We start from the raw sequence: 25001 nt of genomic DNA on the forward strand, positions 1-25001 counted from the left end.
GCGCAGCACCGCCGAAACACCGTCGCCGACGGACTCCGAGGCGGACTCCTCCGTCACCGAACAGGTCAAGACAGTGGCTGCCGATCCCCGCGACGTCTCGGTCGCAGTCGCCGATCCCGACGGCCGCGACGGCCTGGCCGACTCCGCGACGACGGAGTTCGCCGGCTATGGATTCGACGTTCGCGACACGGGCTCCTACTCGCAGTGGAGTCCCGTCACCGCGACTACGGTCTACTACTCGCTGGGCAACGAGCAGGCGGCCGCTACCGTCGCGGCCACCCTTGCCGATGCGACGATCGAGCGGATCGACGGCTTGGGCGAAGTGGTGCAGGTGGTGCTCGGGCCAGACTTCACCGAGGTGAACTACCCGAAAGCCAGCGATACGCCGCTGAGCGTGGCGGTGACCCACTCCGGCAGCGACACCCCAGCCCGACTGCCCTCGGACCTCACCGTGACCAACGGTGCCGATGTCAGCTGCGACTGAGCGCCGTTCACCGTCCGTTCAGGTTCCCTCAGCGGCCTGGCCCCGGTTACGGACGTAGGCTTATCACATGCGGACCGCGTACCACGAGCAGCTTGACGCGCTCACCAACCAGCTGGCCGAGATGTGCCGTATGGCGGGTATCGCCATGGAGCGCGCGACCCAAGCCCTGTTGCAGGCCGATCTCGTCCTGGCCGAGCAGGTGATCGGAGATCACGAGAAGCTCTTGGCCGCCAGCGCGCGGGCTGAGGAGGCCGCCTTCGTTCTACTGGCGCTGCAGGCGCCGGTCGCCGGCGACCTGCGGGCCATCGTGAGCTCCATCCAGATCGTTGCCGACGTCGAGCGGATGGGCGCGCTGGCCCTGCACGTCGCCAAGATCGCCCGCCGGCGCCACCCGCAGCACACCCTGCCCGAAGAGGTCAACGGCTACTTCGCCGAAATGGGCCGGGTCGCCGTCGACCTGGGCACCAGCGCACGCGAAGTCCTGATCTCGCGGGATCCGGAAAAGGCGCGTCGCATCCGCGAAGAGGACGACGCCATGGACGATTTACACCGACACCTCTTCAATGTGCTGATGGACCGCGAATGGAAGCACGGGGTCGCCGCCGCGGTGGATGTGACCCTGCTGGGCCGTTTCTATGAGCGTTTCGCCGACCACGCCGTGGAGATCTCGCGGCGGGTGATCTTCCAAGTCACCGGGCAGCTACCCGCCGACGAGGAGATCCCGACGTACTGAGTGGTCTGTACGGACCGGGCGGTCTAGCCGAAGCGGCCGGAAATGTAGTCCTCGGTGGCCCGCTGGCTGGGGTTGGAGAAAATCTTGCCGGTCTCGTCGATCTCGACCAGCTTGCCGGGCTTACCGGTGGCTTCGAGGTTGAAGAAGGCCGTCTGATCGCTCACCCGGGCAGCCTGTTGCATGTTGTGGGTCACGATCACGATGGTGAATTCCTGCTTCAACTCGGCGATCAGATCCGCGATCGCCAGCGTCGAGATCGGGTCCAGGGCAGAGCAAGGCTCGTCCATGAGCAGCACATCTGGTTGCACCGCGATTGCCCGGGCGATGCATAGTCGCTGCTGCTGACCGCCTGACAGGCCGCCACCGGGCTTGTCGAGGCGGTCTTTCACCTCGTTCCACAGATTCGCTCCCTGAAGGGACCGTTGAGCGGTCTCGTCGAGCAACTTCCGGTTGCGCACGCCCTGCAGCTTCAGCCCGGCGACGACATTGTCGCGAATAGACATGGTGGGAAAGGGATTCGGCCGCTGAAAAACCATGCCGATCGTCTTGCGGACACTGACCGGATCCACCCCGGCCCCGTAGACGTCCTCACCATCGAGCAAGACCGAGCCCTCGACGCGGCCACCGGGGATCACTTCGTGCATGCGATTGAGTGCCCGCAGCACGGTCGACTTGCCGCATCCCGAGGGTCCGATGAAGGCGGTCACGCTGCGCGGAGGAATGGACATCGTGACATCGGCGACGGCATGGAAACTGCCGTAGTAAACATTGACGTCCTTGAGGTCCAGCCGCTTGGCCACGATGCGCTCCTCGACTCAGGTCCGGTTGCGGGTGAGATAGCGGTTGAGGAAAGCCGCCGCAACGTAGAGCGCGGCAACGAGCAGGATGAGGGTCAGCGCCGAACCCCACACTCGCAGCCGGCCGGCCGCCTCGGGGTTGATCAACTCGGTGTAGATCAGTAGCGGCAGCGAGGCCATGTTGCCGTGCAGGGCGTCGTAATTGATCGACCGGGCGTAGCCGACCAGGATCAGCACCGGGGCGGTCTCGCCCATCACCCGGGCCAACGCCAGCAGAATCCCGCTGATCACCCCGGGCAGGGCGGTGGGCACCACGATCCGCAGGATCGTCTTCCACTTGGGTACCCCCAGGGCATAGGAGGCCTCGCGCAGCTCGTCGGGCACCAGCTTGAGCATCTCCTCGGTGTTGCGCACCACGACCGGCAACATCAGCAAAACCAGGGCCAGCGCAACCGCGAACGCACTCTGCGGGAAGCCCAGCGTCGCAATCCACAGCGCGAAGACGAACAGTGCTGCGACGATCGAGGGAACGCCGGCCAGGATGTCGACCATGAAGGTCTTCGCCTTGGCGAACCTTCCCGTCCCGTACTCCACCAGATAGATGGCCGCCATGATGCCTCATGGAACCGAGATCGCCGCGGCGATGGCCGCCTGCACGAGGGTGCCGTAGACGGCGTGATACACACCCCCGGCGAACTGGTCGGGCAGCACGCCGGCCAGCGACCGCGTCCACCACCCCGGAGTGACGATCGCCCGCACGCCCCGCCGCACGACGGTGTAGAGCACCCACACCAGCGGGATGGTGGCGATCAGAAAGGAGGTGGCGAACAGGATGGTGGCGAACTTATTCTTGATCTTGCGGATGGGGCTGATCGGATGAAACGTCGGTCCCTTCACCGGAGCATCGAAGGTGCTTTGAACGGTCATCCCCCACTCACCCTTCCCCCGGCCGCGGCCCGGGCCAGCGCGTTGACGATGAAGGTCAGCACGAACAGCACGAAACCGGCGGCGATGTAGGCGCCGGTGGGCAGCTTGGAGCTGAATTCCGCCGCCGCCGAGGCGATCTTGGAAGCGAACGTGTAGCCGCCGTCGAAGACCGACCAGCTACCCGGCTGCGCGGCGGCTCGCAGGATGATCAGAACCGCGACGGTCTCACCGAGGGCACGACCCAGACCGAGCATCGAGCCGGCGATCATACCGCTGCGGCCATAGGGGAAGACGGTCATCCGAACGACTTCCCACTTCGTCGCTCCCAAAGCTTGCGCGGCCTCGATATGCCCGCGCGGAGTCAGGCTGAACACTTCCCGGCTGACCGCGGTGATGACCGGCAGAATCATCACCGCCAGCACCACCCCGGCGGTGAAGATCGTTCCGCCCCCGGCCAGCGACACGTTGCCGTCGGCGAACAGGAACAACCAGCGTAAGTTGTCGTTGAGGAATCGGGCGACCGGCTCCAGCCGGGGCGCCAGCACGAAGATTCCCCAGAGTCCGAACACAATCGACGGCACCGCCGCGAGCAGGTCGACGAGGATGGCGAAGGTTTTGGCTAGCCGACGCGGGGCGTAGTTGGTGAGGAACGCGGCGATCCCGATCGCGATGGGCACCGCGATCACCAACGCGAAGACCGAACTGAGCAGAGTGACCTGGAAGAGTTCGGCGATACCGAACCGCAAGTTGTCCTCGTCGGTGGTGGAGAACTCCGAACTGGTGATGAAGTTGACCTTGTCGGCCTGCAACGACGGAACGGCACGGATGATGAGGAACAGCGCCATCAGCGCGATCGCGGCGATGATGGTGGCGCCGGCGGCCAGGGACACGGACTTGAAAACGCGGTCCCCCCAGCGTCCCTCCCCGGTACGAAGCCCAGGCCTGGGAGCCGACTCAGTTGACACAGCTGAATTATCGCGGCCCCGCGCCGGATTCGCCGGGGTTGGCGAATCCACCGCGGAGGGTTCCGGCTTGATCGTCACTGCGCCGTCCCGGTCGGGGTCAGGAAATGGCGTCGATGGCGCTGGCCAGCTTGCCCTTGAAGGCCTCAGGAACGGGGATGTAGCCGTTGTCGGTCAGCCCCTCCTGGCCCTTGCCCAGGGCCACCGTGAGGAACGCTTTCACCGCCGTGGCGACGTCGGCTTCCGGATACTTCGAGCAGACCAGCGAATAGGTCGCCAGCATGATCGGGTAGGCGCCCGGCTGGGTGGGCTTGTAGAAGGTCGAGGTGTCCAGCACGAGGTCATTGCCCTGACCCTTGACCTGGACGTCGTCGATCGACTTTCCGGCCGACTCGACGGTCAACTGCACCGGAGCGGGGCCGGCCGAGGTGATGATCTCGGCGATGGACAGACCCTGGGCCTTGGCGAACGACCATTCGTTGTAGGTGATCGATCCGGGCGTGCTCTTGACCGCCGCCGAAGTTCCCTCGTTGCCCTTGGCGCCCTCACCGACACCGCCGTTGAAGATCTTCCCCGCACCCTTGCCCCACGCGCCGTCGGAGGCGGCGTCCAGATAACGCTGGAAGTTGTCGGTGGTGCCCGACTCGTCGCTGCGGAAGATGACCACGATCGGCTGGGCAGGCAGAGTCTTGCCGGGATTGAGCGCGGCGATCTCGGGGGCGTCCCACGTCGCGACCGCGCCACTGAAGATCTTGGCCGCTATCGGTCCGTCCAGGATCAGCGAGTCGACACCGGGAGCGTTGTAGGTGATGGCGATGGGTCCGAACACCATGGGCAGGTTCCAGGCGTCGCTTCCCCCGCACCGTTGCTTGGCTTTCTCGACCTGACCCTTGTCCGGGTTGAGCGGCGAATCGCTGCCGCCCATGTCGGTCTGGGCGCCGACGAACTCCGAGACCCCCGCGCCGGAGCCGCTGGAGGTGTAGTTCAGCGTGTACCCGGGGCAGGCCGCCTCGTAGGCGGTGACGAACCGGGTCATCGCGTTGGCCTGGGCGGTGGCCCCGCTGGCCTTGAGCGACTTCTTGCCCCCGCAGTCGATGCCCGACTGCGTTCCCCCTCCACCGGAGGACGAGGTGGTGTTGTTGTCGCTGCCGCAGCCGGCCAGCGCGGCGACCGCCGCCGCTGAAACGGTCGCTGCGAGGAGCTTTACGACAGGGTTGGGGCCCACTGTTGCCATCTTCTTTCTGCCGCCGATTCGGCGGTCTGTCGAACGGATGCGGCTGCAAGGTATGCGCCGAGAGTGGCAGCTTAGGGCACTGAAAGTGAACGCAGGGTGAACAGGGCGCCGGTCAGCCGGGCGCGTAGGCGGTGTCGGTGGCGACCTCGACGAAACCGAGTCGGCGGTAGGTCGCCAGCGCGGCCCGGTTGTCCGCCTCGACGTAGAGCATGACCGTCGGATGCTCCTGCTCGCCGAGGCGTTCGGCCAGGTGAGCCAGCCCGACCAAGGTCAGCGCCGTGCCCAGCCCGCGTCCGTGCGCGCCGGGGTCCACCCCGAGCACGTAGACCTCCCCGGGCGCCTCCCCGGGTACCTCGGCGGAGCCGGTATGCACCTTCGTCCAGTGGAACCCGAGCAGCGCGCCAGAGGACTCGTCGAAGGCCAGGAACAGTCCCCGGGGGTCGAACCAGGACTCGGCGACCCGCTCGCGCAGGTCGGACTCGGCCCAGCCACCCTGCTCGGGGTGCCAGGCGAAGGCGGCGTTGTTGACCCGCAGCAACTCGGCGTGGTCAGCGGTCCCGGCGTAGGGGCGGATCGCGATTCCCGACGGCACGGCGGGGTCGGGCAGGTCGTCGAGGCCGCGCCGCATCGTGACCAGTTCGCGGACCGGGCGGAGCCCGAGAGCGGCGGCGGTCGCACGAGCGGCAGGCTTCGTCCCGTGCGCCCAGAACCGCACCCGGCCGGCGCCGCGCTCGGCGGCGGCGGCGCGGATCAGTTTGGTGCCGATTCCGCGGCGTCGCGCCCCCGGATGAACGACCAGTTCGGCCACTGCGTCGGCGGTGCCGCGGGCGGGGACCAGGTTGAGGTAGCCAACCACCGAACGCTCGTCGCGGGCATCGGTGGCGATCAGATGCTCCGTCCGCTGCCGGGAGAGTTCCCGCAACACCTGATCCCCGACCGGGGCGACCATGTCGGCGGCTCGCGCCTCCTCGATGAGGCGGCGAACGGCATCCTGCTCAGCCCCCGACAGAGCGGTGCGCCACCGCAGAACCGTTCCGGCACGATCGCCGGCTTCATTCACGGGGTGGACACGGAGTGCGGCAGCGCCTCTCCGGATTTCTCATCGCCACCAACGGTTTCCGGCTCGCCGGACGCGCCCTCGTTGTCCCCGGCCGTACCGTCCGCCGCCGCCCGGCCTTTGGCCGGACGCACCGCCTTGTATCCGACGTTGCGCACCGTCCCGATCAGCGCCTCGTGTTCGGGCCCGAGCTTGGCGCGCAGCCGCCGGACGTGAACGTCGACGGTTCGAGTGCCACCGAAGAAGTCATAACCCCACACTTCCTGCAGCAACTGCGCGCGGGTGAACACCCGGCCGACGTGCTGAACCAGGAACTTCAGCAGCTCGAACTCCTTGTAGGTCAGGTCCAGCGGACGGCCGCGCAACCGCGCGGTGTAGGTGCCCTCGTCGATCACCAGCTCGCCCAGGCTGGCTTTCCCCGGGATGTCCCGTCCGGCCACACCCCCGCGCCGGCCGACGAGAAGCCGCAGCCGGGCGTCGATCTCGGCGGGGCCGGTGCCCGGCAGCAGGATTTCGTCGATCCCCCAGTCCGTGCTGACCGCCACAAGTCCGCCCTCGGTGACCACCGCCACCACCGGGACCGAGGATCCGGTGCTGCCCAGCAACCGGCACAGCCCCCTGGCACCCGCGAGGTCGGTCCGGGCGTCGACGATCGCCACGTCCGCGGCGCTGGCCTCCAGCAGCGCGGACACCTGAGTCGGCGCGGCGCGCACGGTGTGCGGCAGCAGCGCCAACGCGGGCAGCACGGACTCCGGATTCGGGTCGGCGGTCAGCAGCAGAAGATCCAACGAATTCTCCTCGTGCGCGTACTCTAGCCTGCGGCCCCGGCCACGCGACCCGGCGGTGCGCCAGAATGACCTGGTGCGCAAGCTGCTGACCGCCGCGGGTGTCTCGATGCTCGCGGTCGTCACCGCGGCTGGGGCGGATGTCGGCGCGGCTATCTACGCCGAGTACCACCTGTCGCGCCACGTGCGGTCCGCCGCCGGGCTGGGGTTCGACCCCTGGGTGGCGATTCTGGGGTTCCCGTTCATCCCGCAGGCGTTGCAGCACCGCTACCGCGAACTGGAGATCAAGGCGAACGGCGTCGACCATCCGGTGGTCGGCCAGGTCACCCTGGAGGCCACCATGCACGACGTGGGTCTGACCCAGGCATCCTGGCTGATGCGCCCCGACGGGGATCTGCCGGTGGGAAAGCTGGAGAGCCGCATCATCATCGACTCGCGCCGGCTGGGCGCGTTCATCGGCGTCAAGGACCTCGCCGTCGCCGCCCCGGCCGAGGACACCAACGACGCCACCGGCGGCACGACGGAGTCGGGCATCTCCGGCAACAAGGGGCTGGTCTTCACCGGCACACCCCTCAAGGCCGGTTACGACAAACTGGTGAGCGTGACCGTGGACCTCTCGATTGCCGGACCCGCCCGAACCACACTGGTCTTCACCCCGACCGGGGTGGTCACCGGGCCCAACACGGCCGACCAGACGGTGCCCGACGACAAGCGTGCCGACGTGCTGGGTGCGTTCGCCGCCACCGTTCCCGGACAGATCCTGCCGTTCGGCCTCGCGCCGACCAGCGAGGGCGCCCGCGGCTCGGACATCATCGTCGAGGGAATCCAGACCGACCTGACCGTCCGCCTCGACGGGTTCCGGCCGTGAGCGCGCTGGTCTCCGCCTCGGTTGCGATCGCCGCGGCACTCGGCCTGGCCGGAGCCGTCGGGGTGCTGCACCGCCGCCGGGCAGGTGTCCTGCGGGCCGCCACCGGATCCGCCGTCGACGCCGGCGACGCCCGACGGTGGGGCCTGTCGGCCACCGGCCCGACCATCGTCCACTTCACGGCGGTGTGGTGCGGCCCCTGCGCGGCGGTGCGCCGCGTCGTCGAGCAGGTCTGCGCCGACCTGCCGGACGTCGCCCACGTCGAGATCGACATGGACGCCGATCCGGCGGCGGCCAGCACACTCTCGGTGCTCTCGCTGCCCACCACCTTTATCTTCGATGCCGACGGCCAGCAGCGATACCGGGCTGCCGGGGTGCCCAGGGCCGCCGAGCTACGGGCGGCCCTGGATCCCCTGTTGGCCTGAGACTGCCTCGCTGTGTAGCATCCTTTCCGTGCTGACCCGCCTTGAGCTCCGGCTCACCAAGCGCCGCGCAGTGGATCTGTGCCGCGTCGCGGGTTGTTGCTGTTGTCGCAGCTGCTGAACATCCGCGGCCCCCGACGTTCCCGCGCGTTCCCGCGCGCCGCACACCGGGCTCCAGCGGACCTCCCGTCCAGTGACAGCAACAGGAGTGCACGTGTCAAGAGCAGTGCTGACCCAGGCGGCGCCGACCGCCCACCTCGTCGACGTCCGCGGTCCGCGGTTCGCGGCCTGGCTGACCACCGCCGTCCTGCTGGCGGTCCTGGCCGCCTCGGCGGTCGACCCGACCGCAGCCGCCGTCATCCTGTCGGCACAGGCCGTCGTCTTCGCGATCGGCGCGCTGGGCGGGCCGCGCCGGCATCCTTACGGGCTGCTCTTCGCCCGGTGGGTGGCGCCCCGGCTGAGCCCGGTCAGCGAGCGCGAACCCGTCGCGCCGCTTCGCTTCGCCCAGCTGGTGGGCCTCGCCTTCGCGGTGGTCGGGGTAGCCGGCTTCGCGTCGGGCCTTGAGCAGGTCGGCCTCATCGCGACGGCAGGTGCGTTGGCGGCCGCTTTCCTCAACGCGGCCTTCGGTATCTGCCTGGGTTGCCAGATCTACCCGCTAGTGAACCGTCTGCGCACCGCATTCGGCTCTGTCCGGAACAGCTGAGAGGGGACCCCTGATGGCACGCAACGACGTGCTGGTGTCGGCCGAGTGGGCCGAGGCCAACCTCGAATCGCCCGATATCGTCTTCGTCGAGGTCGATGAGGACACCGACGCCTACGATGTCGGCCATCTGGCCGGCGCCGTCAAACTCGACTGGCGGGCCGACCTGCAAGACCCCGTCAAGCGTGATTTCGTTGATGCCCAGCAGTTTTCGAAGCTGCTGAGCGATCGCGGCATTCGCAACGACGACACCGTGATCCTCTACGGCGGCAACAACAACTGGTTCGCCGCCTATGCCTACTGGTACTTCAAGCTCTACGGCCATGACGACGTGCGACTGCTCGACGGTGGACGCAAGAAGTGGGAACTCGACGGGCGTCCGCTGTCGACAGACGACGTCCAACGCCCGGCCAGCACGTATGTCGCCAAGACTCCGGACAACAGCATCCGGGCGTTCCGTGACGAGGTGCTCGCGGCGATCGGCACCAAGAACCTCGTCGACGTGCGCTCCCCGGATGAGTTCTCCGGCAAGATCCTGGCCCCGGCACACCTGCCCCAGGAGCAGAGCCAGCGACCCGGCCACATCCCGGGCGCCATCAACGTCCCCTGGAGCAAGGCCGCTCGGGAGGACGGCACCTTCAAGTCCGACGACGAACTGGCCAAGCTCTACGCCGACGCCGGTCTCGACGGCGAGAAGGAGACCATCGCCTACTGCCGCATCGGCGAGCGCTCCTCGCACACCTGGTTTGTGCTCCGGGAGTTGCTGGGACACAAGAACGTCAAGAACTACGACGGAAGTTGGACCGAATACGGCTCCCTGGTGGGAGCCCCGATCGAGTTGGGAAACTGACCATGTGCGCTGCACCCAAGCAAGGACGCGATTCGCAGACCCTGCCCGCAGGAGTGGACCTGGAGAAGGAGACGGTGATCACCGGCAAGGTGGTCGACGGAGCCGGCCAGACCGTCGGCGGCGCCTTCGTCCGACTGCTTGACGCCTCCGACGAGTTCACCGCCGAGGTCGTCGCCTCGGAGGCCGGGGACTTCCGGTTCTTCGCCGCGCCGGGCACCTGGACGGTACGCGCGCTGTCGCGGGTCGGCAGCGGCGATGTCACCGTGGCGCCGCTCGGTGCCGGAGTTCACGAGGTCGACGTCAAGGTCGCCTGACCGGGGCCGCGATAGACTCTGGCTCGTGGTCCTCTTCTTCGAACTCCTGCTGGTCGCGGTGACGGTGCTGATCACCTGGTTCGCGGTCTATGCGGTCTACCGGCTGATCACCGACGAGTCGTGACCGATGCCACCCCGGGCAGCGGCGATCGCGCGGTGGCCGCGGCCGCTGAACGCGCCAAGCAGACCGCCGGCCGCAACATCCCGGTCTTCGACGACCTTCCGCTGACCGACACCGCGAACCTGCGCCAGGGCGCCGATCTCAGCGACGCGCTGCTGGCCCTGCTTCCGCTCGTCGGCGTCTGGCGCGGCGAGGGTGAGGGCCGCGGGGCGCACGGGGACTACCGGTTCGGCCAGCAGATCATCGTCTCCCACGACGGCGGGGACTTCTTGAACTGGGAGGCCCGCTCGTGGCGGCTGGACTCGTCCGGCGGCTATCACGCCCCCGGCCTGCGGGAGACCGGGTTCTGGCGGTTCGTCCAGGATCCGGCCGACCCGGGGGAATCCGAGGCGATCGAACTGCTGCTGGCCCACTCGGCGGGCTACGTGGAGTTGTTCTACGGACATCCCCGCAACCAGTCGTCCTGGGAACTGGTGACCGACGCGCTGGCGCGCAGCAAGTCCGGGGTGCTCGTCGGCGGCGCCCGTCGGCTCTACGGCATCGTCGACGGGGGCGACCTCGCCTACGTCGAGGAGCGGGTCGACCCCGACGGGGGCCTGGTCCCGCACCTGTCGGCCCGGCTCTCGCGCTACGTCGGCTGATGCTGCGCACCGCGGCGTTGGTCGCTGCCGTCACGATCATCGCCGGCTGCGCATCGACGACACCACCGCCGGACACCACGGTCGGACCGACCGGACACGGCACGCTCGCCGCCTGCCTGCGCGACCACGGCGTGCCCGAGTCGGCGGGCCCCGCCGCGGTGCTCGGTCCGCCCGCCGGGGTCGACCAGCGGACCTGGCAACAGGCCATGAGCGCCTGCGAGGAATTCGCGCCCGGTCCGCCCGCACCGTAGGCGCCGCGGTCCTACGCTGGCGTCATGCCCCGCATGTCGAGTGTGGATGCGGCGTTCTGGTTCGCCGAGACGCCGGCCTGGCACATGCATATCGGCGCGCTGGCGATCCTCGATCCGCGCGAGTCGCCCGAGTTCTCCGTCGAGCGGGTGCGGACGCTGATCGGAGAACGGCTCGGCGAGCTGCCCCAGCTGCGGTATCGGGTCACCGAAGCACCGCTGGGCCTGGACCGGCCGTGGTACGTCGACGACGACCCCGATCTGGATTTCCACATCAGACACATCGCGGTGCCCTCCCCCGGCGGACGTCGGGAGCTCGACGAGCTCGTTGCCCGGCTGTGGTCCTACCCGCTGGACCGGGCGAAGCCGCTGTGGGAGATGTGGTTCATCGAGGGAGTCGAGGGCGACCGGGTCGCGCTGCTGACCAAGATTCACCACTGCCTCGTGGACGGGGTCTCCGGCGCCGGGATCAGTGAGATCCTCTTCGACATCACGCCTCAACCGCGCGCGCCCTCGGTGGACCCCGACGAGCCCCGGGTCCGCGATCAGCCGCCCCGCCCCGAGATCCGGCTACTGGGCGCGGCGATCAACGTGGCGATCATGACGCCGCTGCGGATTGTGCGGCTGATCGAACAGACCGTGCGCCAGCAGCTGGCGGTGCGGGAGATCCCGCAGAAGCCGCCGAGCTACTTCGACGCCCCGGCCACCCGGTTCAACACGGTCATCTCCCAGCAGCGGCGGTTCAGCGCCGCCCGGGTGGCACTGGACCGGGTCAAGGCGGTCAAGGACGGCTACGGGGTGAAGGTCAACGATGTCGTCCTGGCCCTGGTGGCCGGGGCGCTGCGCTCCTATCTGGGTGACCGCGGCGAGCTGCCGGACCGGCCCCTGCTGGCACAGGTGCCGGTCTCGACGCGGACCGGCGGGACCGACGCCACCGCCGTCGGGAACGCCATCAGCGCCATGGCGGTCACCCTGCCCGTCGAGATCGGTGAGTCCGCGAAACGGATCCGCGCGATCTATCGGGTCTCGCAGGCCGCCAAGCAGATGACCGAGGCGCTGACCGCGCACCAGATCATGGGCCTGACCGAGACGACGCCGCCGGGGTTGTTCCGGCTGGCCGTGCGGGCCTACACCACCAGCCGGCTCGGCGAGAACGCGCCGCCGATCAACCTGGTGGTGTCCAATGTTCCCGGCCCGCCGGTGCCGCTGTACGCCGCCGGAGCCGTGGTGGAGGAGTTCACCCCGATCGGGCCGCTGCTGATGGACGTGGGACTCAACGTGACGTGCTTCAGTTACTGCGACTGGATGGACTTCGGTTTCCTGAGCACACCGGAGATCGCGCCGGACATCGCGGCTTTGGCGGCCGGCATCGAACCGGCGCTGACCGAACTGGAGCAGGGACTCGGCCGGCGGCGCCCGCCCGCACGGGTCCGCGGCCGCAAATAGCCCGGACAAAACAGCCCGGACATGGGACGGCCCCCGAGCCTGGGTATCCAGGTTGGACGGACCGGGAGCTCGGGGGCCGGGTAGCTGCCTGGGATTCGCCAGCGCGCAGGCGCGGTGATTCCCGGCAACCTGGTGCCGCTAGCGGGCAGCCACCTCACATGTCCAAGAAGTACTCAAAGTTCCGGACCACCTCCTTTCCTGTGTACGCACGACCGTACCTGCGTCGCGGCCACCGTGCCAGTCAATTTCGCCGGGGCAGGTCACTGCCGGTCGCTCACGATGGCGGCGTCGACAAGGTCCGCGAACTCGGCGGCCATCGGGCTCGGCGCCAGGGCCTGCCCGTCGAGGGTGTGCACCCGGGCCGCCAGGGTGATGCTGGATACCAGCCAAACCCCCTGTGCGGCAACGAGATCAGCGGGCCGAAGCGGCTGGTATTCGCAGCGGTAACCCTTGGCGGCAGCCACCTCGAAGAGCGCCTGCTGGGTGGTGCCGCGCAGGATCGGGTACCACGTCGGGGGTGTCTTCAGGCACGGCCCGCCGGTGTGGTCGCGGGCGGCGATCACCACCGTCGAGCGCGGTCCGTCGAGGATGTAGCCGTCGGAGCGGACGAAGATCACATCGCCCGCGCCCTGGCGGGCGGCCTGGCGCAGCGCAGCCAGGTGCCCCGCAGAGGACAGGGTCTTGGCCCCGGCCAGCAGCCACGGCATGGCCTCGACACCGGTGGCGGGCAGGCCGCGGTCAAGCACCAGCGCCGACACGCCGTCGCGCCGCGCCGCGCCGACCCGGGCAGCCACCGGGGCGACGGTCAGGAAGGCCGTCGGCGCCGATCCGCTCTCGCGGCCCCGGCTGTACACCAGCCGCAGCACGCCCTCGTCGTCGGTGCGGTCGACCCACCGGCTGACCGCCGTCTGGATCGCGCGTCGCCAGGTCGGGGCGTCCGGCTCGGGCAGATCCGCCATCGCGGCCGACCGGGCCAGCCGGTGCAGGTGCGACTCCACCAGACAGGCGCCGCCGGCGCGGATCAGCAGGGTCTCGAACACGCCGTCGCCGCGTACCGCCGCCAGATCGTCGGCGCACAGCAGCGGCTGGTCGGGATCGGCGAACTCGATCAGCGGCTGCGGTGCGCCGTCGATCGTGACGAGCAGCTGGTCGGACATGGGCCAGAAGCCTAGTGGCCGGGCTCGTAGAGTTGAGGGGTGACAGCCGTGCGAGCACCGGAGAACTCCCCCGACGCCGGAACGGTGTGGCACTACGGCGACCCGTTCGGCGAGCAGCGTGCGGCCGAACGCCAGGCGGTGTTCGTGGACCGCTCGCACCGCGCGGTCATCACCCTGACCGGAGCCGACCGGCGAACCTGGCTGCATGCGATCTCCACCCAGGACGTCGGCGCACTCGCCGACGGCGCCTGCACCGAGAACCTCAGCCTCGACGGTCAGGGGCGCGTCGAAGATCACTGGCAGCAGACCGAACTGGGCGGGGTGACCTACCTGGACACCGAGCCGTGGCGGGCCGAACCGCTGCTGGGCTACCTGACCAAGATGGTGTTCTGGTCCGACGTCCAGCCCGCCGCCGCCGACCTGGGTGTGCTGTCGCTGATCGGTCCGGGCCTGGCCGACTCGGCCGTGGTGGCCGCGTTGGGTCTGGACGCCCTGCCCGACGAGTCGGCGGCGGTCGCCCTGCCCGGCGGCGGGTTGGTGCGGCGGGTTCCGGCCGCCACACCCGGTCAGGTCGAACTGGACCTGCTGGTTCCGCGCGCCGACATCGGCGACTGGCGGGACCGGCTCGCCGCCGCCGGGGTGCGCCCGGCGGGGGTCTGGGCCTACGAGGCACACCGGGTCGCCGCGCTGCGGCCACGGCTGGGGGTGGACACCGACGAGAAGACGATCCCCCACGAGGTGGGGTGGATCGGCCGGGCCGTGCACCTGGACAAGGGCTGCTATCGCGGTCAGGAAACCGTGGCGCGGGTGTACAACCTCGGCCGGCCGCCGCGCATGCTCGTCCTGCTGCACCTCGACGGCTCCGGGGAGCGGCCGCAGAGCGGCGATCCGGTGCTGGCCGACGGGCGTCCGGTGGGCAGACTGGGCACCGTGGTCGACCACGCCGAACTCGGCCCGGTCGCGCTGGCCCTGCTCAAGCGGGGTCTTCCGGCCGACACCGAGCTGACCACCGGTGGGGACCACCCGGTGGCCGCCCGGATCGACCCGGAGTCGCTGCCCCCGGCCGACGTGGCGGGCCCGGGCCGGGCCGCCGTCGACCGCCTGCGGGATTCGACCGGCTGACATTCACCTCCGGTTCGCCGCTGGGCGAACGGGCATGCCGCCCCATCGGAGCCCCCGCACGGTAAGGTAGTCACGAGACGAATACGAGATTGATCGGAGCCGCCTGAACTTCAGGCCGCTCCGTTATTGCGCGAGGGGGTTCCCCCATGGGCCGCGGCCGGGCGAAGGCAAAGCAGACCAAGGTTGCCCGAGAGCTGAAATACAGCTCTCCGCAAACGGATTTCTCCCAGCTCCAGCGGGAGCTCTCCGGGTCGGAGGATGAGTTCGGTCAGGACCTCGGTACCGACACCGACGACGACCGCAGCACCCGGGGCTGACGCCCCTCAGAACCGCGGATGCCGGCCGACCAGTTCGGCCCGCGACCCGCCGCTCCCCTTGGCGACCACACCCAGCGTCCAGCAGCGGACGTGGCGCGCGGTCAGCACCGCCAGCGCCCGGTCGGTGTCCTCGGGGGCGACGACGGCGACCATGCCGACGCCCATGTTGAAGGTTCTCTCCATCTCCGCGGGTTCCACCCGGCCGCGCTGGGCGATCAGGCCGAAGATCGGGGCGGGAGTCCACGTGCCGCGCTCCACCTCGGCGACCAACCCGCGCGGAATGACCCGCTCCAGGTTGCCGGCCAGGCCACCGCCGGTGACGTGGCAGAAGGTGCGGACCTGGGTCTCGGCGGCCAGCGCCAGGCAGTCCCTGGCGTAGATGTAGGTGGGCTCGAGCAATTCCTCGCCGAGGGTCCGGCCGAACTCCTCGACCTGGCCGGCCAGGTTCATCCGGTCGATCTCCAGCAGCACTTTGCGAGCCAGCGAGTAGCCGTTGGAGTGCAGCCCCGAGGACGCCATCCCGATCAGCACGTCACCCGGGCGGACCCGGTCCGGCCCCAGCACGTCGTCGGCCTCCACCACCCCGACACCGGTGGCCGACAGGTCGTAGTGGTCGGGCTCCATCAGACCGGGGTGCTCGGCCGTCTCCCCGCCCAGCAGCGCGCACCCGGCGATCACGCAGCCCTCGGCGATGCCGGACACGATGGCTCCCACCCGCTCGGGAACGACGCGCCCGACCGCGATGTAATCCTGCAGGAAGAGCGGCTCGGCCCCGCAGACGACGAGGTCGTCGACCACCATCGCGACCAGATCCAGACCCACGGTGTCGTGCTTGTCCATCGCCTGCGCGACCACCAGCTTGGTGCCCACCCCGTCGGTCGAGCAGGCCAGCAGCGGCTCGCGGTACCCGCCGCGCAGCGCGAAGAGCCCGGCGAACCCGCCCAGGCCGCCGCGCACCTCGGGGCGGCTGGCCCGTTCGGCGAGCGGCTTGAACAGGTCGACGGCGCGGTCGCCGGCCTCGATGTCAACGCCGGCGGCGGCGTAGGAAACCCCTGTGGTTGCCCCGCCGCTGTTCTTCGCGCCCCTCGACTTACCCGGCATCGGCGACAAGGCTACCCGGCGGCCCAACTCGACGCGTTTTCCGGCAGTCGGGGTCGGGACTGTGAAACTGTGGCGGCATGGCGTCGATGATCCGCACCCTCGCGGCCGTGGGTGGCGCCGTCGGCGCCGCGCTGATGCCCCTGGCCGTTCCGGCGGGTGCCACTCCGCCTTCCGGCGTCGAGGTCGAGACGCTGTCGAAGAACACCGTCGACGGCGTCGACTACCTCGTCACCAGGATCACCGTCGCCCCCGGCGGGGGCACCGGCTGGCACTACCACCCGGGCGAGGTGTTCGGCTTCATCAGGGAGGGCACCATGACCCACTACGACGGGGGGTGCGGCGTCGACGCGGTCTATTCCTCCGGCGCTCCGGTCAAGGAGGGCGTCGGTGCGGGCTTCGTGCACAACGGCCGCAACGAGGCGCGCACACCGCTGGTGATGGAGGTGGTCTACATCAACCCGGTCGGTACCCCCCTGTCGGTTGAGGTGCCGCCACCGGCGGGTTGTCCGGTTTCCTGACCGCGGGCAACACCGGCGCCGGGTGCTGGCGCTGGCGAGCGGGGGCGTGAGTGGGTTGAATTGGTGAAGCGACGATCGGAGGACGCGGTGGCGGCGAAGCTTCGGTGCCTGGTCACGGGTGCCACCGGCTACATCGGCGGACGCCTGGTGCCCCGGCTTCTGGACAGCGGGTTCGCGGTGCGCGCCCTGGCCCGCAACCCCGACAAGCTGGCCAGCGTCCCCTGGCGGGATCGCATCGAGGTGGCCCGCGGCGACCTCGGTGACCCCGCGTCGCTGGAGGCGGCGTTCGACGACGTCGACGTCGTCTACTACCTCGTGCACTCGATGGGATTGGCGCGCGATTTCGCCGCCGAGGAACGCCGCGCGGCGCAGAACGTGGTCAGCGCGGCGCGCCGGGCAGGGGTGCGCCGGATCATTTACCTGAGCGGCCTGCACCCCGAGGGGGCCGAACTGTCCAAGCACCTCGGGTCGCGCACCACCGTCGGGGAGATCCTGATCGCCTCGGGCATCGAGACGCTCGTGCTGCAGGCGGGGGTGGTGGTGGGGTCCGGTTCGGCTTCCTTCGAGATGGTCCGCCACCTCACCGACCGGCTGCCGGTGATGACGACCCCGAAGTGGGTGCACAACAAGATCCAGCCGATCGCGATCCGCGACGTGCTCTACTACCTGGTGGCCGCAGCGACTTGCGAGGTGCCCGAGTCGCGGGAGTGGGACATCGGAGGCCCGGATGTCCTGGAGTACGGCGAGATGATGCAGATCTACGCCGAGGTCGCAGGACTGCCCCGGCGCCACATCCTGGTGCTGCCGGTGCTCACGCCGCGCATCGCCTCGCTGTGGGTGGGCCTGGTGACTCCGATCCCGACCGGGCTGGCCCGTCCGCTGGTGGAATCCCTGCACTGCGACGCCGTGATGGACAACCACGACATCGACACCGTCATCCCGCCCCCCGAGGGCGGTCTGACGCCCTACCGGCGGTCGGTGTCGCTGGCGCTGGCGCGCATCGCCCGCGGCGAGGTGGAGACCACCTGGAACACCGGAACCGCCGCGCAGCTGCCCAGTGACCCGGAGTGGGCCGGCGAGGTCGTCTACACCGACACCCGCTCCCAGCACACGTCGGCCACCCCCGAGCAGCTGTGGCGGGCGGTGGAGAGCAGCGTCCCGGCGGGCTGGCGGGTCGAGGAACGCGAGTCGGGCCGGGTGCTCAAGTTGCGCGCGGCCAACCGCGGCCCGGGCGACCGCTGGCTGGAGATGCGGGTGACCCCGGACGGCAGTGGGAGCCGCTACGAGCAGCGCGCCATCTTCTATCCGCGCGGGCTGCTGGGCCGGCTGTACTGGTTCGCCGGGCGCCCCCTGCAGGCGATGTCGCTGGACCGGCGGGTCCGCCAGGTCACCTCGACAGTGGGAGTCAGGGCCGGCTGAGCGCCGAGGCGTTGTCGTTGTCGGCCTGTACCGCCGCGAGCATGTTCTCGACCACGTTCTTGCCCAGCGCCGTCGCGCTCGGCAGGTCGATCGGGTAGTCGCCGTCGAAGCAGGCGCAGCACAACCGGCTGGCGGGCTGCTCAGTGGCCGCCACCATCGCGTGCTGCGAGATGTAGCCAAGGGTGTCCGCGCCGATGGCCTGGCGGACCGTCTCGAGCACCTCGCCGTCGGCGGCCTGGGTGCCCTGCGCGTTGGCGATCAGTTCGGCCGGGGTGGCGAAGTCGATGCCGTAGAAGCAGGGCCACTTCACCGGTGGCGAGGCGATGCGCACGTGCACCTCGACGGCACCGGATTCGCGCAGCATGCGCACCAGCGCGCGCTGGGTGTTTCCGCGCACGATCGAATCGTCGACGACGACGAGCCGTTTGCCGCGGATGACGTCGCGCAGCGGGTTGAGCTTGAGCCGGATGCCGAGCTGGCGGATGGTCTGCGAGGGCTGGATGAACGTGCGCCCGACGTAGGCGTTCTTGGTAAGGCCCTGCCCGAACGGGATGCCCGACTCCTGGGCGTAGCCGACCGCCGCCGGGGTGCCCGAGTCAGGAACGCCGATGACCAGGTCGGCCTCGACCGGCTTCTCCCGGGCCAGCCGGCGCCCGATGTCGACGCGGGTGGCGTGCACCGAGCGGCCGGCCAGGTTGCTGTCCGGCCGGGCGAGGTAGACGTACTCGAACACGCAGCCCTTCGGGGTCGGCGGGGCGAACCGGCTCGAGCGCATCCCGTCGGCGTCGATGGCCAGCAGCTCGCCGGGTTCGATGTCCCGCACGAACGACGCGCCCACGATGTCCAGCGCGGCAGTCTCGGAGGCGACCACCCAGCCGCGATCGAGCCGTCCCAGCGACAGCGGTCGCACGCCGAACGGGTCGCGCGCGGCGTAGAGCGTGTTCTCGTCCATGAACACCAGGCAGAACGCACCCCGCACGGTGGGCAGGAACTCCAGCGCGGCTTGTTCGATGCTGGAGTCCGCCGCGCCGTTGGCCAGCAGCGCGCCGAGGATGTCGGAGTCGGTGGTCGCGGACGACTCGCCGTTGAACAGCCCGGCTGCGCGGGCCCGGTCGGCGAGTTCGGTGGTGTTGACGAGATTTCCGTTGTGGCCCAGGGCAAGCCCGGTACCGGCGGCGGTGTTGCGGAACACCGGCTGCGCGTTCTCCCAGGTGGTCGATCCGGTCGTGGAGTAGCGGCAGTGACCGATGGCGACGTGGCCCGGCATGGCCGCCAAGGTCTGCTCGTCGAACACCTGGCTGACCAGACCGAGATCCTTGAACACCAGGACCTGCGAACCGTCGGCGACCGCGATACCGGCGGCCTCCTGGCCGCGGTGCTGCAGCGCGTAAAGGCCGTAGTAGGTGAGCTTGGCGACGTCCTCGCCGGGGGCCCAGACGCCGAAGACGCCGCATTCCTCCCGGGGCGGGTTTTCCAGTTGTCCGGTCACGATATGGGCTGCTCCCTGGCGGGTCGACGACATCGATGATCTGGCCGGTCGGACGCCGCCAGTCTACGGTCATCGACGCCGAAACCGGGAATCCCGGTGCTCAGGCCTCAGGCGTGTTCGCCGTCGGCGAGGCTGACCAGGGGCAACCACCGGGCGACCTGGGCCGCCCGCGGTCCGGAGAGCCGCAGCGCACCCGCCGACACGGCCGACTCGACGGTCGTCAGGCCGCCGGCCAGCAGCAGCCAGGTCCGCGGGTCGGTCTCGACCACGTTCGCAGGCGTTCCGCGGGTGTGGGTCGGTCCCGAAATGCATTGCACCGCAACGAAAGGCGGCACGCGGACCTCGACGCTGCGTCCGGGTGCCCGTCCGGCGAGTGCACGCGCGCTCAACCGGACGGCCGTCGCGAGGGTCGCCCGGCCGGGCTCCGGCAGCGAGCCGTCCCGCAGCCACGGCGCGATCTCCCGCAACGCCGTCGCGGCGGCCTCGGGGTCGGGTGATCGCGGTCCGGCCACGGCCTCAGGTCCCGCGCACCACCAGCGCGGCCACCGCGCCGGCCTCGTTCACCGCCAGGTGGGCCAGGACCGGCGCGATCAGACTGCCCGAGCGCTCGGCCAGCAGGCCGAATGCCCAGCCGGCGAGCCCGGTCACCAGCACGGTGCCCGCGGTGGCCGCCGGCGAGGCGCGGGCGGCGCGGGCGTCGGGGACATGGCTGAGGCCGAAGGCCACCGCCTGCAGCTGCCGCCCTCCGCGGGGACCGAAGGCTGCCGTGCCCAGGGCCGCCAGCGCCCCGCGGAAGGCGGTCTCCTCCGACCAGACGGTGCCCAGCGGAATCTCCAGCGCCAGCCAGCGCCAGGGGTGCCGGGGCAGTTCGCGGTCGGCCATGGCGTGACGCACCCGAGGCAGCGCGGTCGAGCCGGCGATTCCCGCCACCGCCGCGACCGCCGCCGCGGCGCCCAGCCGCAGGCCCGCGCCCGCGGCGGGCGGACGCAGCCCCAGCGGAGCGCGTGCGCCCAGCGCGAGGGCCGTGCCGAGGCCGGCCTGCAGCACCGGATGGCGTCGCCACGGGTGCCGAAGGCCGGCGGTGAAGCTCCACCCCACCAGTGCGCCGGCCAGGATGAGCGCTCGCGCCCCGGCGCCCCGGCCCACGCTCACGCGAACTCCGGTCCGCCGGCGGCGATCGCGTCGCGCAGGCCGCGGCGAACCCGCTCGGTGTCGGCGGCGGTCCAGCCTTCGGGTGCGGCGACGGCCACCCACCCGTCGAGTTGGCGGTCGCCGTAGTTGTGGCCGTGGCCGGCCGGGGTGCCCGCGGACTCGGTGACGTTGGCGGCCATGTCGGCGGTGACCTGGAAGAAAGTGACGATCGGAGACCAGCGCATCGACGGGCTGCGGTCGAATCCGGGCGGCTCGGTCAGCCAGTCCGGACGCCGCAGCAGCAGGTTGGGCGACCACCAGACCACCGGATCGGAGGCGTGCTGCAGGTAGAGCACCCGGGTTCGAGGCCAGGGCGGGGCGGCGACAGTCGCGATCTCCGCGGAACTCGACGACTGCGCGAAGCGCACCGTGCGGCCACCGTCGTAGCGGGGCGCAACCTCCGGGGTGCCCGGGTCGCGCCGGGCGGTCAGGGCCCGCCAGAGCCGGCTGGCGTTCGGCGGCCCGACCCACAGCACCGAGGAGAAGCCCATCGCGGGGACGTCCGGGAGGTATCCGAAAGCGCCCTGGCCGGCCAGCGCGCCGAGGCTCTCGCCGTAGAGGGCCAGTACCGGCCTGCGGTCGACCGGCCACTGCGACCAGCGCCGCTGCACGGCGTCGATCATCGCCCGGCCCGCCTCGACCGACTTCGACTGGTCGGCCAGAAAGGAGATCCAACTCGGCAGATACGAGTACTGCATGGCCACCAGGGCCGTATCGCCGTTGTAGACGGACTCGATCGCGCGGGCGGCCACCGGATCGACCCACCCGGTGCCGGTGGTCGGGATGATCACCAGCACGCTGCGCTCGTAGGCTCGGGTGCGCTGCAGTTCCGAGAGCAGCAGAGCCACCCGGCCATCGGTCGTGTCGGCCGACTGAAGACCCGCATAGATGCGGATCGGCTGCTTGGCGGGCTGACCGTTGAGTGCGGTGAGTTCGTCGGCGCGCGGCCCGGTGGCCACGAAATTGCGGCCCTGGAATCCCAGCGTCTGCCACGGCACGAAAGACTCTGCGCTCCCTGATCTTTCGGGCAGCGCCGGCTGCTCGACGCCGGTTCGGGTGGCGCTGTTCTGGGGCTGGAAGACCGCGCTCGCCCCGGCGACGAAGCCGCGGAACAGTACGCCGTTGACGACGGTGATGATCACCACGACGACGATTGCGGTGCCGATGAACAGCGCCACCTCGTCGTCGACGCTCCAGCGCCGGATCATCCACCGGGCCAGCAACCGGATGGCGTCCTTGACCACCCGCGCCGAGGCGATCAGTACGGCTGCGGCCAGCACCGCCACCGGCAGGATGCGCAGGTAGCCCGCCGTCGCCGGGCCGGCGATGCCCATCAACTCGGCGACCCGGCGCTGCCAGGCTGCCGCCGGCACCACCATCAGCACGCTGCCCCCGGCCGCAGCCCCGACGACGGCGGCCTGCGCGGCGTAACGCACCCGCCGCGACGGGGGCCACCAGCTGCGCCCGCGCAGGATCACCGCGCGCACTACGGCGCCGGCGAGCACACCGATGCCGTAGCCGATCGCCGCGTTGAGCCCACCGATCACCCCGGCACTGATCCAGTCGCGGGGCAGCAGCGACGGCGTCAGCGACAGGCAGAAGAACAGCGCGCCGAACGCGACTCCGGTGAAGTCCAGACGCACCAGACTCAGCGCCCACGCCGCCGAGATTCTCATCCGAAGAGCCCGGGCAGCACCCTTTCCGACGTGCTGCGCAACTCCTCCAAGGTGACCGCGAAGAGACCCTGCACCTCGACGACGTCTGACTCCAGGTCGGAGACTCCGATGCGGGTCGCCGGCAGGCCGCGCGCCTCGCACATCGCGGCGAAACGGCTCTCCTCGGTGCGCGGCACCGCGACCAGTGCCCGTCCGGCGGATTCGGAGAACAGCCAGACGAACGGATCGGCGCCCTCCGGAAGCACGACACGGCAACCGGTCTCACCCGCCAGTGCGGCCTCCACCACCGCTTGGATGAGGCCGCCCTCACTGAGGTCGTGGGCCGCCGACGCGAGGCCGTCGCGGGAGGCCGCCACCAGCACGTCGGCCAGCAGTCTCTCCCGTTCCAGATCCACCCGCGGCGGAATGCCGCCGAGATGGTCGGCGGTCACCTGCGCCCAGACCGAGCCGTCGAACTCGTCGCGGGTCTCGCCGAGAAGGTAGAGGGTCTCCCCGGGTTCGGCGCCCAGGCCGGTCGGCAGCCGGCGCCGCACGTCGTCGAGCACCCCGAGCACACCGACCACCGGGGTGGGCAGGATCGCCGTGGTTCCGGTCTGGTTGTAGAAGCTGACATTGCCACCGGTCACTGGAATGCCCAGGGCCGCAGCACCATCGGCGAGTCCGCGGACGGCCTGGGCGAACTGCCACATGACGCCGGGGTCCTCCGGTGAGCCGAAATTCAGACAGTTGGTGACCGCGATCGGCGTGGCGCCGGTGACGGCGACGTTGCGGTACGCCTCGGCAAGGGCCAGTTGCGCACCGGCGTAGGGGTCGAGTTGGGTGTAGCGGCCCGAGGCGTCGGTGGCGACCGCGATGCCGCGGCCGGTGTTCTCGTCCACGCGCAGCACCCCGCCGTCGGCATGCTCCGCCAGCACGGTGTTTCCGCGGACGTAGCGGTCGTACTGTTCGGTGATGAAGGCCCGACTGCACAGGTGCGGGCTGCCCAGCAGCGCGAGCAGCGTCGCACGCAGGTCCGCTCCGGTCACCGGACGGGGCAGCGTCGCGGAGGTGTCGGCGTTGAGTGCGTCCTGGGTGGCCGGGCGGGCCAGTGGGCGCTGGTAGACCGGGCCCTCGTGGGCGACGGTTCGGGGCGGCACGTCAACCACGGTCTGGCCGTGCCAGGTGATCTTCAGCCGATCACCGTCGGTGACCTCGCCGATCACCGTGGCCAGCACGTCCCACTTGCGACACACCGCCATGAACTTCTCGACATCGCGCGGCGCGACCACAGCGCACATCCGCTCCTGTGACTCACTGGAGAGCACTTCGGCGGGCGTCATATTCGCCGCCCTCAGCGGCACCCGGTCCAGATCGATGGTCATACCGCCGTCACCGGCTGATGCCAATTCCGATGTCGCGCAGGACAGTCCGGCTCCGCCGAGATCCTGGATGCCCACCACCACATCGGCGGCGTATAGCTCCAGACAGCATTCGATGAGCACCTTCTCGGTGAACGGATCGCCGACCTGCACGCTGGGCAGTTTCTTGCGCCCGGCTCCGGATTCGTCACCGGAGAAGGTGTCCGATGCCAACACCGACACACCCCCGATGCCGTCCAGGCCGGTGCGCGCGCCGAACAGGATGATCTTGTTGCCGGTGCCGGAGGCGAACGCCAGGTGCAGATCCTCGGTGCGCAGCACGCCCACACACAGCGCGTTGACCAACGGGTTGCCCGCGTAGGAGGCGTCGAACACGGTTTCCCCGCCGATGTTGGGCAGTCCCAGCGAGTTGCCGTAGCCGCCGATGCCGCGCACCACCCCGTCGAGCACCCGGCGCGTGTCGGGGGCGTCGGCCGGGCCGAACCGCAACTGGTCCATCACCGCGACCGGTCGGGCCCCCATCGCCATGATGTCGCGCACGATGCCGCCCACGCCGGTCGCCGCGCCCTGGTAGGGCTCGACATAGGACGGGTGGTTGTGCGACTCGACCTTGAACGTCACCGCCCAGCCGTCACCGATGTCGACGACCCCGGCGTTTTCGCCGATCCCGGCGAGCATCCCCGCCCGCATCTGCTCGGTGGTGGTCTCGCCGAAGTAGCGCAGGTGCACCTTCGAGGACTTGTACGAGCAGTGTTCGCTCCACATGACCGAGTACATGGCCAATTCGGCGTCGGTGGGACGGCGGCCGAGAATGTCGCGGATGCGCTGATACTCGTCGTCCTTGAGGCCGAGCTCGCGGTAGGGCTGGGGATGATCGGGGGTTGCCTCGGCGTGCTCGACGGTATCGACGGCTGTCACGGAGCAGAGTGTAGTGAGGGTCAGGCCCGCGGCGCGGCGACGCAGAACACGTTGCCGTCCGGGTCGGCCATGACCGCCCAGCGCAGACCGCCCTCGACCGAGTGCCGGGCGGTCTCGCAGGCGCCGAGGCCGACCAGGCGCCCCACCTC

General features: G+C 70.1%; 28 protein-coding genes and 1 pseudogene. 15 read left to right on the forward strand and 14 right to left on the reverse strand.

Going from position 1 to position 25001, the window contains the following annotated elements:
* Nucleotides 1–484 (forward strand): LytR C-terminal domain-containing protein (locus tag ACKOB8_RS03520; RefSeq protein ID WP_526375698.1); only part of this gene is annotated, 484 nt, incomplete at its 5' end.
* Nucleotides 485–551: 67 nt separating this feature from the next.
* Complete coding sequence (gene phoU / locus ACKOB8_RS03525) at nucleotides 552–1217, forward strand: phosphate signaling complex protein PhoU (protein ID WP_526375700.1); 666 nt, start codon at nucleotides 552–554, stop codon at nucleotides 1215–1217.
* 23 nt (nucleotides 1218–1240) lie between these two features.
* Here phoU and pstB read toward each other — a convergent pair whose 3' ends face one another.
* The 6 genes and pseudogenes from pstB to ACKOB8_RS03555 form a co-directional block, all read right to left on the reverse strand.
* Nucleotides 1241–2017: a phosphate ABC transporter ATP-binding protein PstB gene (gene pstB / locus ACKOB8_RS03530; protein ID WP_526375702.1), complete on the reverse strand. Its 777-nt coding sequence runs from the start codon at nucleotides 2015–2017 to the stop codon at nucleotides 1241–1243.
* 15 nt (nucleotides 2018–2032) lie between these two features.
* Nucleotides 2033–2941 (reverse strand): annotated as a pseudogene (gene pstA, locus ACKOB8_RS03535) (phosphate ABC transporter permease PstA).
* Nucleotides 2938–3906 (reverse strand): phosphate ABC transporter permease subunit PstC, encoded by a 969-nt coding sequence (gene pstC, locus ACKOB8_RS03540; protein ID WP_526375704.1) that lies wholly within the window; start codon nucleotides 3904–3906, stop codon nucleotides 2938–2940. Before pstC ends, pstA begins: the two are co-directional and overlap by 4 nt.
* A 97-nt stretch (nucleotides 3907–4003) precedes the next feature.
* A complete protein-coding gene (pstS, locus tag ACKOB8_RS03545; protein ID WP_526375706.1) occupies nucleotides 4004–5137 on the reverse strand; it encodes a phosphate ABC transporter substrate-binding protein PstS in 1134 nt (377 codons plus the stop codon).
* Between the two features lie 112 nt (nucleotides 5138–5249).
* Entirely contained in the window at nucleotides 5250–6197 is a 948-nt protein-coding gene (gene mshD, locus ACKOB8_RS03550; protein ID WP_526375708.1) for a mycothiol synthase, read from the reverse strand.
* Nucleotides 6194–6982, reverse strand: a complete 789-nt coding sequence (locus ACKOB8_RS03555) for a winged helix-turn-helix transcriptional regulator (protein WP_526375710.1) — start codon at nucleotides 6980–6982, stop codon at nucleotides 6194–6196. Before ACKOB8_RS03555 ends, mshD begins: the two co-directional genes overlap by 4 nt.
* Before the next feature lie 55 nt (nucleotides 6983–7037).
* On the opposite strand from ACKOB8_RS03555, the gene lmeA reads away from it, so the two are divergent.
* The 9 genes from lmeA to ACKOB8_RS03600 all read left to right on the forward strand — a co-directional run bounded on the left by lmeA (nucleotide 7038) and on the right by ACKOB8_RS03600 (nucleotide 12586).
* Nucleotides 7038–7847, forward strand: a complete 810-nt coding sequence (gene lmeA / locus ACKOB8_RS03560) for a mannan chain length control protein LmeA (protein WP_526375712.1) — start codon at nucleotides 7038–7040, stop codon at nucleotides 7845–7847.
* Nucleotides 7844–8269 (forward strand): thioredoxin family protein, encoded by a 426-nt coding sequence (locus ACKOB8_RS03565; RefSeq protein WP_526375714.1) that lies wholly within the window; start codon nucleotides 7844–7846, stop codon nucleotides 8267–8269. The genes lmeA and ACKOB8_RS03565 overlap by 4 nt, the downstream gene beginning before the upstream one ends.
* On the forward strand, nucleotides 8184–8387 hold the full coding sequence (locus tag ACKOB8_RS03570; protein ID WP_526375716.1) for an Ms5788A family Cys-rich leader peptide: 204 nt from the start codon (nucleotides 8184–8186) through the stop codon (nucleotides 8385–8387). The genes ACKOB8_RS03565 and ACKOB8_RS03570 overlap by 86 nt, the downstream gene beginning before the upstream one ends.
* A gap of 93 nt (nucleotides 8388–8480) precedes the next feature.
* Nucleotides 8481–8969 (forward strand): DUF4395 family protein, encoded by a 489-nt coding sequence (locus tag ACKOB8_RS03575; protein WP_526375718.1) that lies wholly within the window; start codon nucleotides 8481–8483, stop codon nucleotides 8967–8969.
* 13 nt (nucleotides 8970–8982) lie between these two features.
* A complete protein-coding gene (locus ACKOB8_RS03580) occupies nucleotides 8983–9816 on the forward strand; it encodes a sulfurtransferase (protein ID WP_526375720.1) in 834 nt (277 codons plus the stop codon).
* A gap of 2 nt (nucleotides 9817–9818) precedes the next feature.
* A complete protein-coding gene (locus ACKOB8_RS03585; protein ID WP_526375722.1) occupies nucleotides 9819–10130 on the forward strand; it encodes a DUF1416 domain-containing protein in 312 nt (103 codons plus the stop codon).
* 120 nt (nucleotides 10131–10250) lie between these two features.
* The gene (locus tag ACKOB8_RS03590; RefSeq protein WP_526375724.1) at nucleotides 10251–10892 is read left to right on the forward strand and encodes a nitrobindin family protein; all 642 of its coding nucleotides are present in this window, start codon (nucleotides 10251–10253) and stop codon (nucleotides 10890–10892) included.
* Nucleotides 10892–11143, forward strand: a complete 252-nt coding sequence (locus ACKOB8_RS03595) for a hypothetical protein (RefSeq protein WP_526375726.1) — start codon at nucleotides 10892–10894, stop codon at nucleotides 11141–11143. The genes ACKOB8_RS03590 and ACKOB8_RS03595 overlap by 1 nt, the downstream gene beginning before the upstream one ends.
* 24 nt (nucleotides 11144–11167) lie before the next feature.
* Nucleotides 11168–12586, forward strand: coding sequence for a WS/DGAT/MGAT family O-acyltransferase (locus ACKOB8_RS03600; RefSeq protein ID WP_526375728.1), 1419 nt, complete (start codon nucleotides 11168–11170; stop codon nucleotides 12584–12586).
* 260 nt (nucleotides 12587–12846) lie between these two features.
* On the opposite strand, the gene ACKOB8_RS03605 is transcribed toward ACKOB8_RS03600, so the two are convergent.
* Nucleotides 12847–13731, reverse strand: coding sequence for an aminodeoxychorismate lyase (locus ACKOB8_RS03605; RefSeq protein ID WP_526375750.1), 885 nt, complete (start codon nucleotides 13729–13731; stop codon nucleotides 12847–12849).
* 51 nt (nucleotides 13732–13782) lie between these two features.
* Here ACKOB8_RS03605 and ygfZ point away from each other — a divergent pair, with 51 nt between their 5' ends.
* Nucleotides 13783–14865: a CAF17-like 4Fe-4S cluster assembly/insertion protein YgfZ gene (ygfZ, locus tag ACKOB8_RS03610; protein ID WP_526375730.1), complete on the forward strand. Its 1083-nt coding sequence runs from the start codon at nucleotides 13783–13785 to the stop codon at nucleotides 14863–14865.
* Nucleotides 14866–15011: 146 nt separating this feature from the next.
* On the forward strand, nucleotides 15012–15182 hold the full coding sequence (locus tag ACKOB8_RS03615; RefSeq protein ID WP_526375732.1) for a DUF3073 family protein: 171 nt from the start codon (nucleotides 15012–15014) through the stop codon (nucleotides 15180–15182).
* A 6-nt stretch (nucleotides 15183–15188) separates the two neighbouring features.
* Here ACKOB8_RS03615 and purM read toward each other — a convergent pair whose 3' ends face one another.
* Nucleotides 15189–16283 (reverse strand): phosphoribosylformylglycinamidine cyclo-ligase, encoded by a 1095-nt coding sequence (gene purM / locus ACKOB8_RS03620; protein ID WP_526375734.1) that lies wholly within the window; start codon nucleotides 16281–16283, stop codon nucleotides 15189–15191.
* A gap of 77 nt (nucleotides 16284–16360) precedes the next feature.
* Here purM and ACKOB8_RS03625 point away from each other — a divergent pair, with 77 nt between their 5' ends.
* Together ACKOB8_RS03625 and ACKOB8_RS03630 are read left to right on the forward strand one after the other, a co-directional pair.
* Nucleotides 16361–16801, forward strand: a complete 441-nt coding sequence (locus ACKOB8_RS03625; RefSeq protein WP_526375736.1) for a cupin domain-containing protein — start codon at nucleotides 16361–16363, stop codon at nucleotides 16799–16801.
* Nucleotides 16802–16864: 63 nt separating this feature from the next.
* On the forward strand, nucleotides 16865–18220 hold the full coding sequence (locus ACKOB8_RS03630) for a DUF2867 domain-containing protein (protein ID WP_526375738.1): 1356 nt from the start codon (nucleotides 16865–16867) through the stop codon (nucleotides 18218–18220).
* Here the strand turns inward: ACKOB8_RS03630 and purF are convergent.
* The 6 genes from purF to ACKOB8_RS03660 all read right to left on the reverse strand — a co-directional run bounded on the left by purF (nucleotide 18207) and on the right by ACKOB8_RS03660 (nucleotide 24998).
* On the reverse strand, nucleotides 18207–19742 hold the full coding sequence (purF, locus tag ACKOB8_RS03635) for an amidophosphoribosyltransferase (RefSeq protein ID WP_526375740.1): 1536 nt from the start codon (nucleotides 19740–19742) through the stop codon (nucleotides 18207–18209). The two genes, ACKOB8_RS03630 and purF, sit on opposite strands and share 14 nt — an antisense overlap.
* 74 nt (nucleotides 19743–19816) lie before the next feature.
* Nucleotides 19817–20221: a sterol carrier family protein gene (locus ACKOB8_RS03640; RefSeq protein ID WP_526375742.1), complete on the reverse strand. Its 405-nt coding sequence runs from the start codon at nucleotides 20219–20221 to the stop codon at nucleotides 19817–19819.
* A gap of 4 nt (nucleotides 20222–20225) precedes the next feature.
* Nucleotides 20226–20861: an Rv0804 family intramembrane glutamic endopeptidase gene (locus tag ACKOB8_RS03645; protein ID WP_526375744.1), complete on the reverse strand. Its 636-nt coding sequence runs from the start codon at nucleotides 20859–20861 to the stop codon at nucleotides 20226–20228.
* Complete coding sequence (locus tag ACKOB8_RS03650) at nucleotides 20858–22576, reverse strand: alpha/beta hydrolase (RefSeq protein ID WP_526375746.1); 1719 nt, start codon at nucleotides 22574–22576, stop codon at nucleotides 20858–20860. The genes ACKOB8_RS03645 and ACKOB8_RS03650 overlap by 4 nt, the downstream gene beginning before the upstream one ends.
* On the reverse strand, nucleotides 22573–24852 hold the full coding sequence (purL, locus tag ACKOB8_RS03655) for a phosphoribosylformylglycinamidine synthase subunit PurL (RefSeq protein ID WP_526375748.1): 2280 nt from the start codon (nucleotides 24850–24852) through the stop codon (nucleotides 22573–22575). The genes ACKOB8_RS03650 and purL overlap by 4 nt, the downstream gene beginning before the upstream one ends.
* 20 nt (nucleotides 24853–24872) lie before the next feature.
* Complete coding sequence (locus ACKOB8_RS03660; RefSeq protein ID WP_526375753.1) at nucleotides 24873–24998, reverse strand: VOC family protein; 126 nt, start codon at nucleotides 24996–24998, stop codon at nucleotides 24873–24875.
* Nucleotides 24999–25001: the final 3 nt, after the last annotated feature.

This window comes from Mycobacterium sp., assembly GCF_046091765.1.
Classification (GTDB): domain Bacteria; phylum Actinomycetota; class Actinomycetes; order Mycobacteriales; family Mycobacteriaceae; genus Mycobacterium.

Coding starts and splice junctions, on each gene's coding strand:
- ACKOB8_RS03600 (WP_526375728.1), top strand. CDS start 11,168: ATGCCCCGCATGTCGAGTGTGGATGCGGCGTTCTGGTTCGCCGAGACG.
- ACKOB8_RS03625 (WP_526375736.1), top strand. CDS start 16,361: ATGGCGTCGATGATCCGCACCCTCGCGGCCGTGGGTGGCGCCGTCGGC.
- ACKOB8_RS03595 (WP_526375726.1), top strand. CDS start 10,892: ATGCTGCGCACCGCGGCGTTGGTCGCTGCCGTCACGATCATCGCCGGC.
- purM (WP_526375734.1), bottom strand. CDS start 16,283: ATGCCGGGTAAGTCGAGGGGCGCGAAGAACAGCGGCGGGGCAACCACA.
- ACKOB8_RS03650 (WP_526375746.1), bottom strand. CDS start 22,576: ATGAGAATCTCGGCGGCGTGGGCGCTGAGTCTGGTGCGTCTGGACTTC.
- ACKOB8_RS03580 (WP_526375720.1), top strand. CDS start 8,983: ATGGCACGCAACGACGTGCTGGTGTCGGCCGAGTGGGCCGAGGCCAAC.
- ACKOB8_RS03615 (WP_526375732.1), top strand. CDS start 15,012: ATGGGCCGCGGCCGGGCGAAGGCAAAGCAGACCAAGGTTGCCCGAGAG.
- ACKOB8_RS03570 (WP_526375716.1), top strand. CDS start 8,184: ATGCCGACGGCCAGCAGCGATACCGGGCTGCCGGGGTGCCCAGGGCCG.
- phoU (WP_526375700.1), top strand. CDS start 552: ATGCGGACCGCGTACCACGAGCAGCTTGACGCGCTCACCAACCAGCTG.
- pstS (WP_526375706.1), bottom strand. CDS start 5,137: ATGGCAACAGTGGGCCCCAACCCTGTCGTAAAGCTCCTCGCAGCGACC.
- ACKOB8_RS03585 (WP_526375722.1), top strand. CDS start 9,819: ATGTGCGCTGCACCCAAGCAAGGACGCGATTCGCAGACCCTGCCCGCA.
- purF (WP_526375740.1), bottom strand. CDS start 19,742: ATGTCGTCGACCCGCCAGGGAGCAGCCCATATCGTGACCGGACAACTG.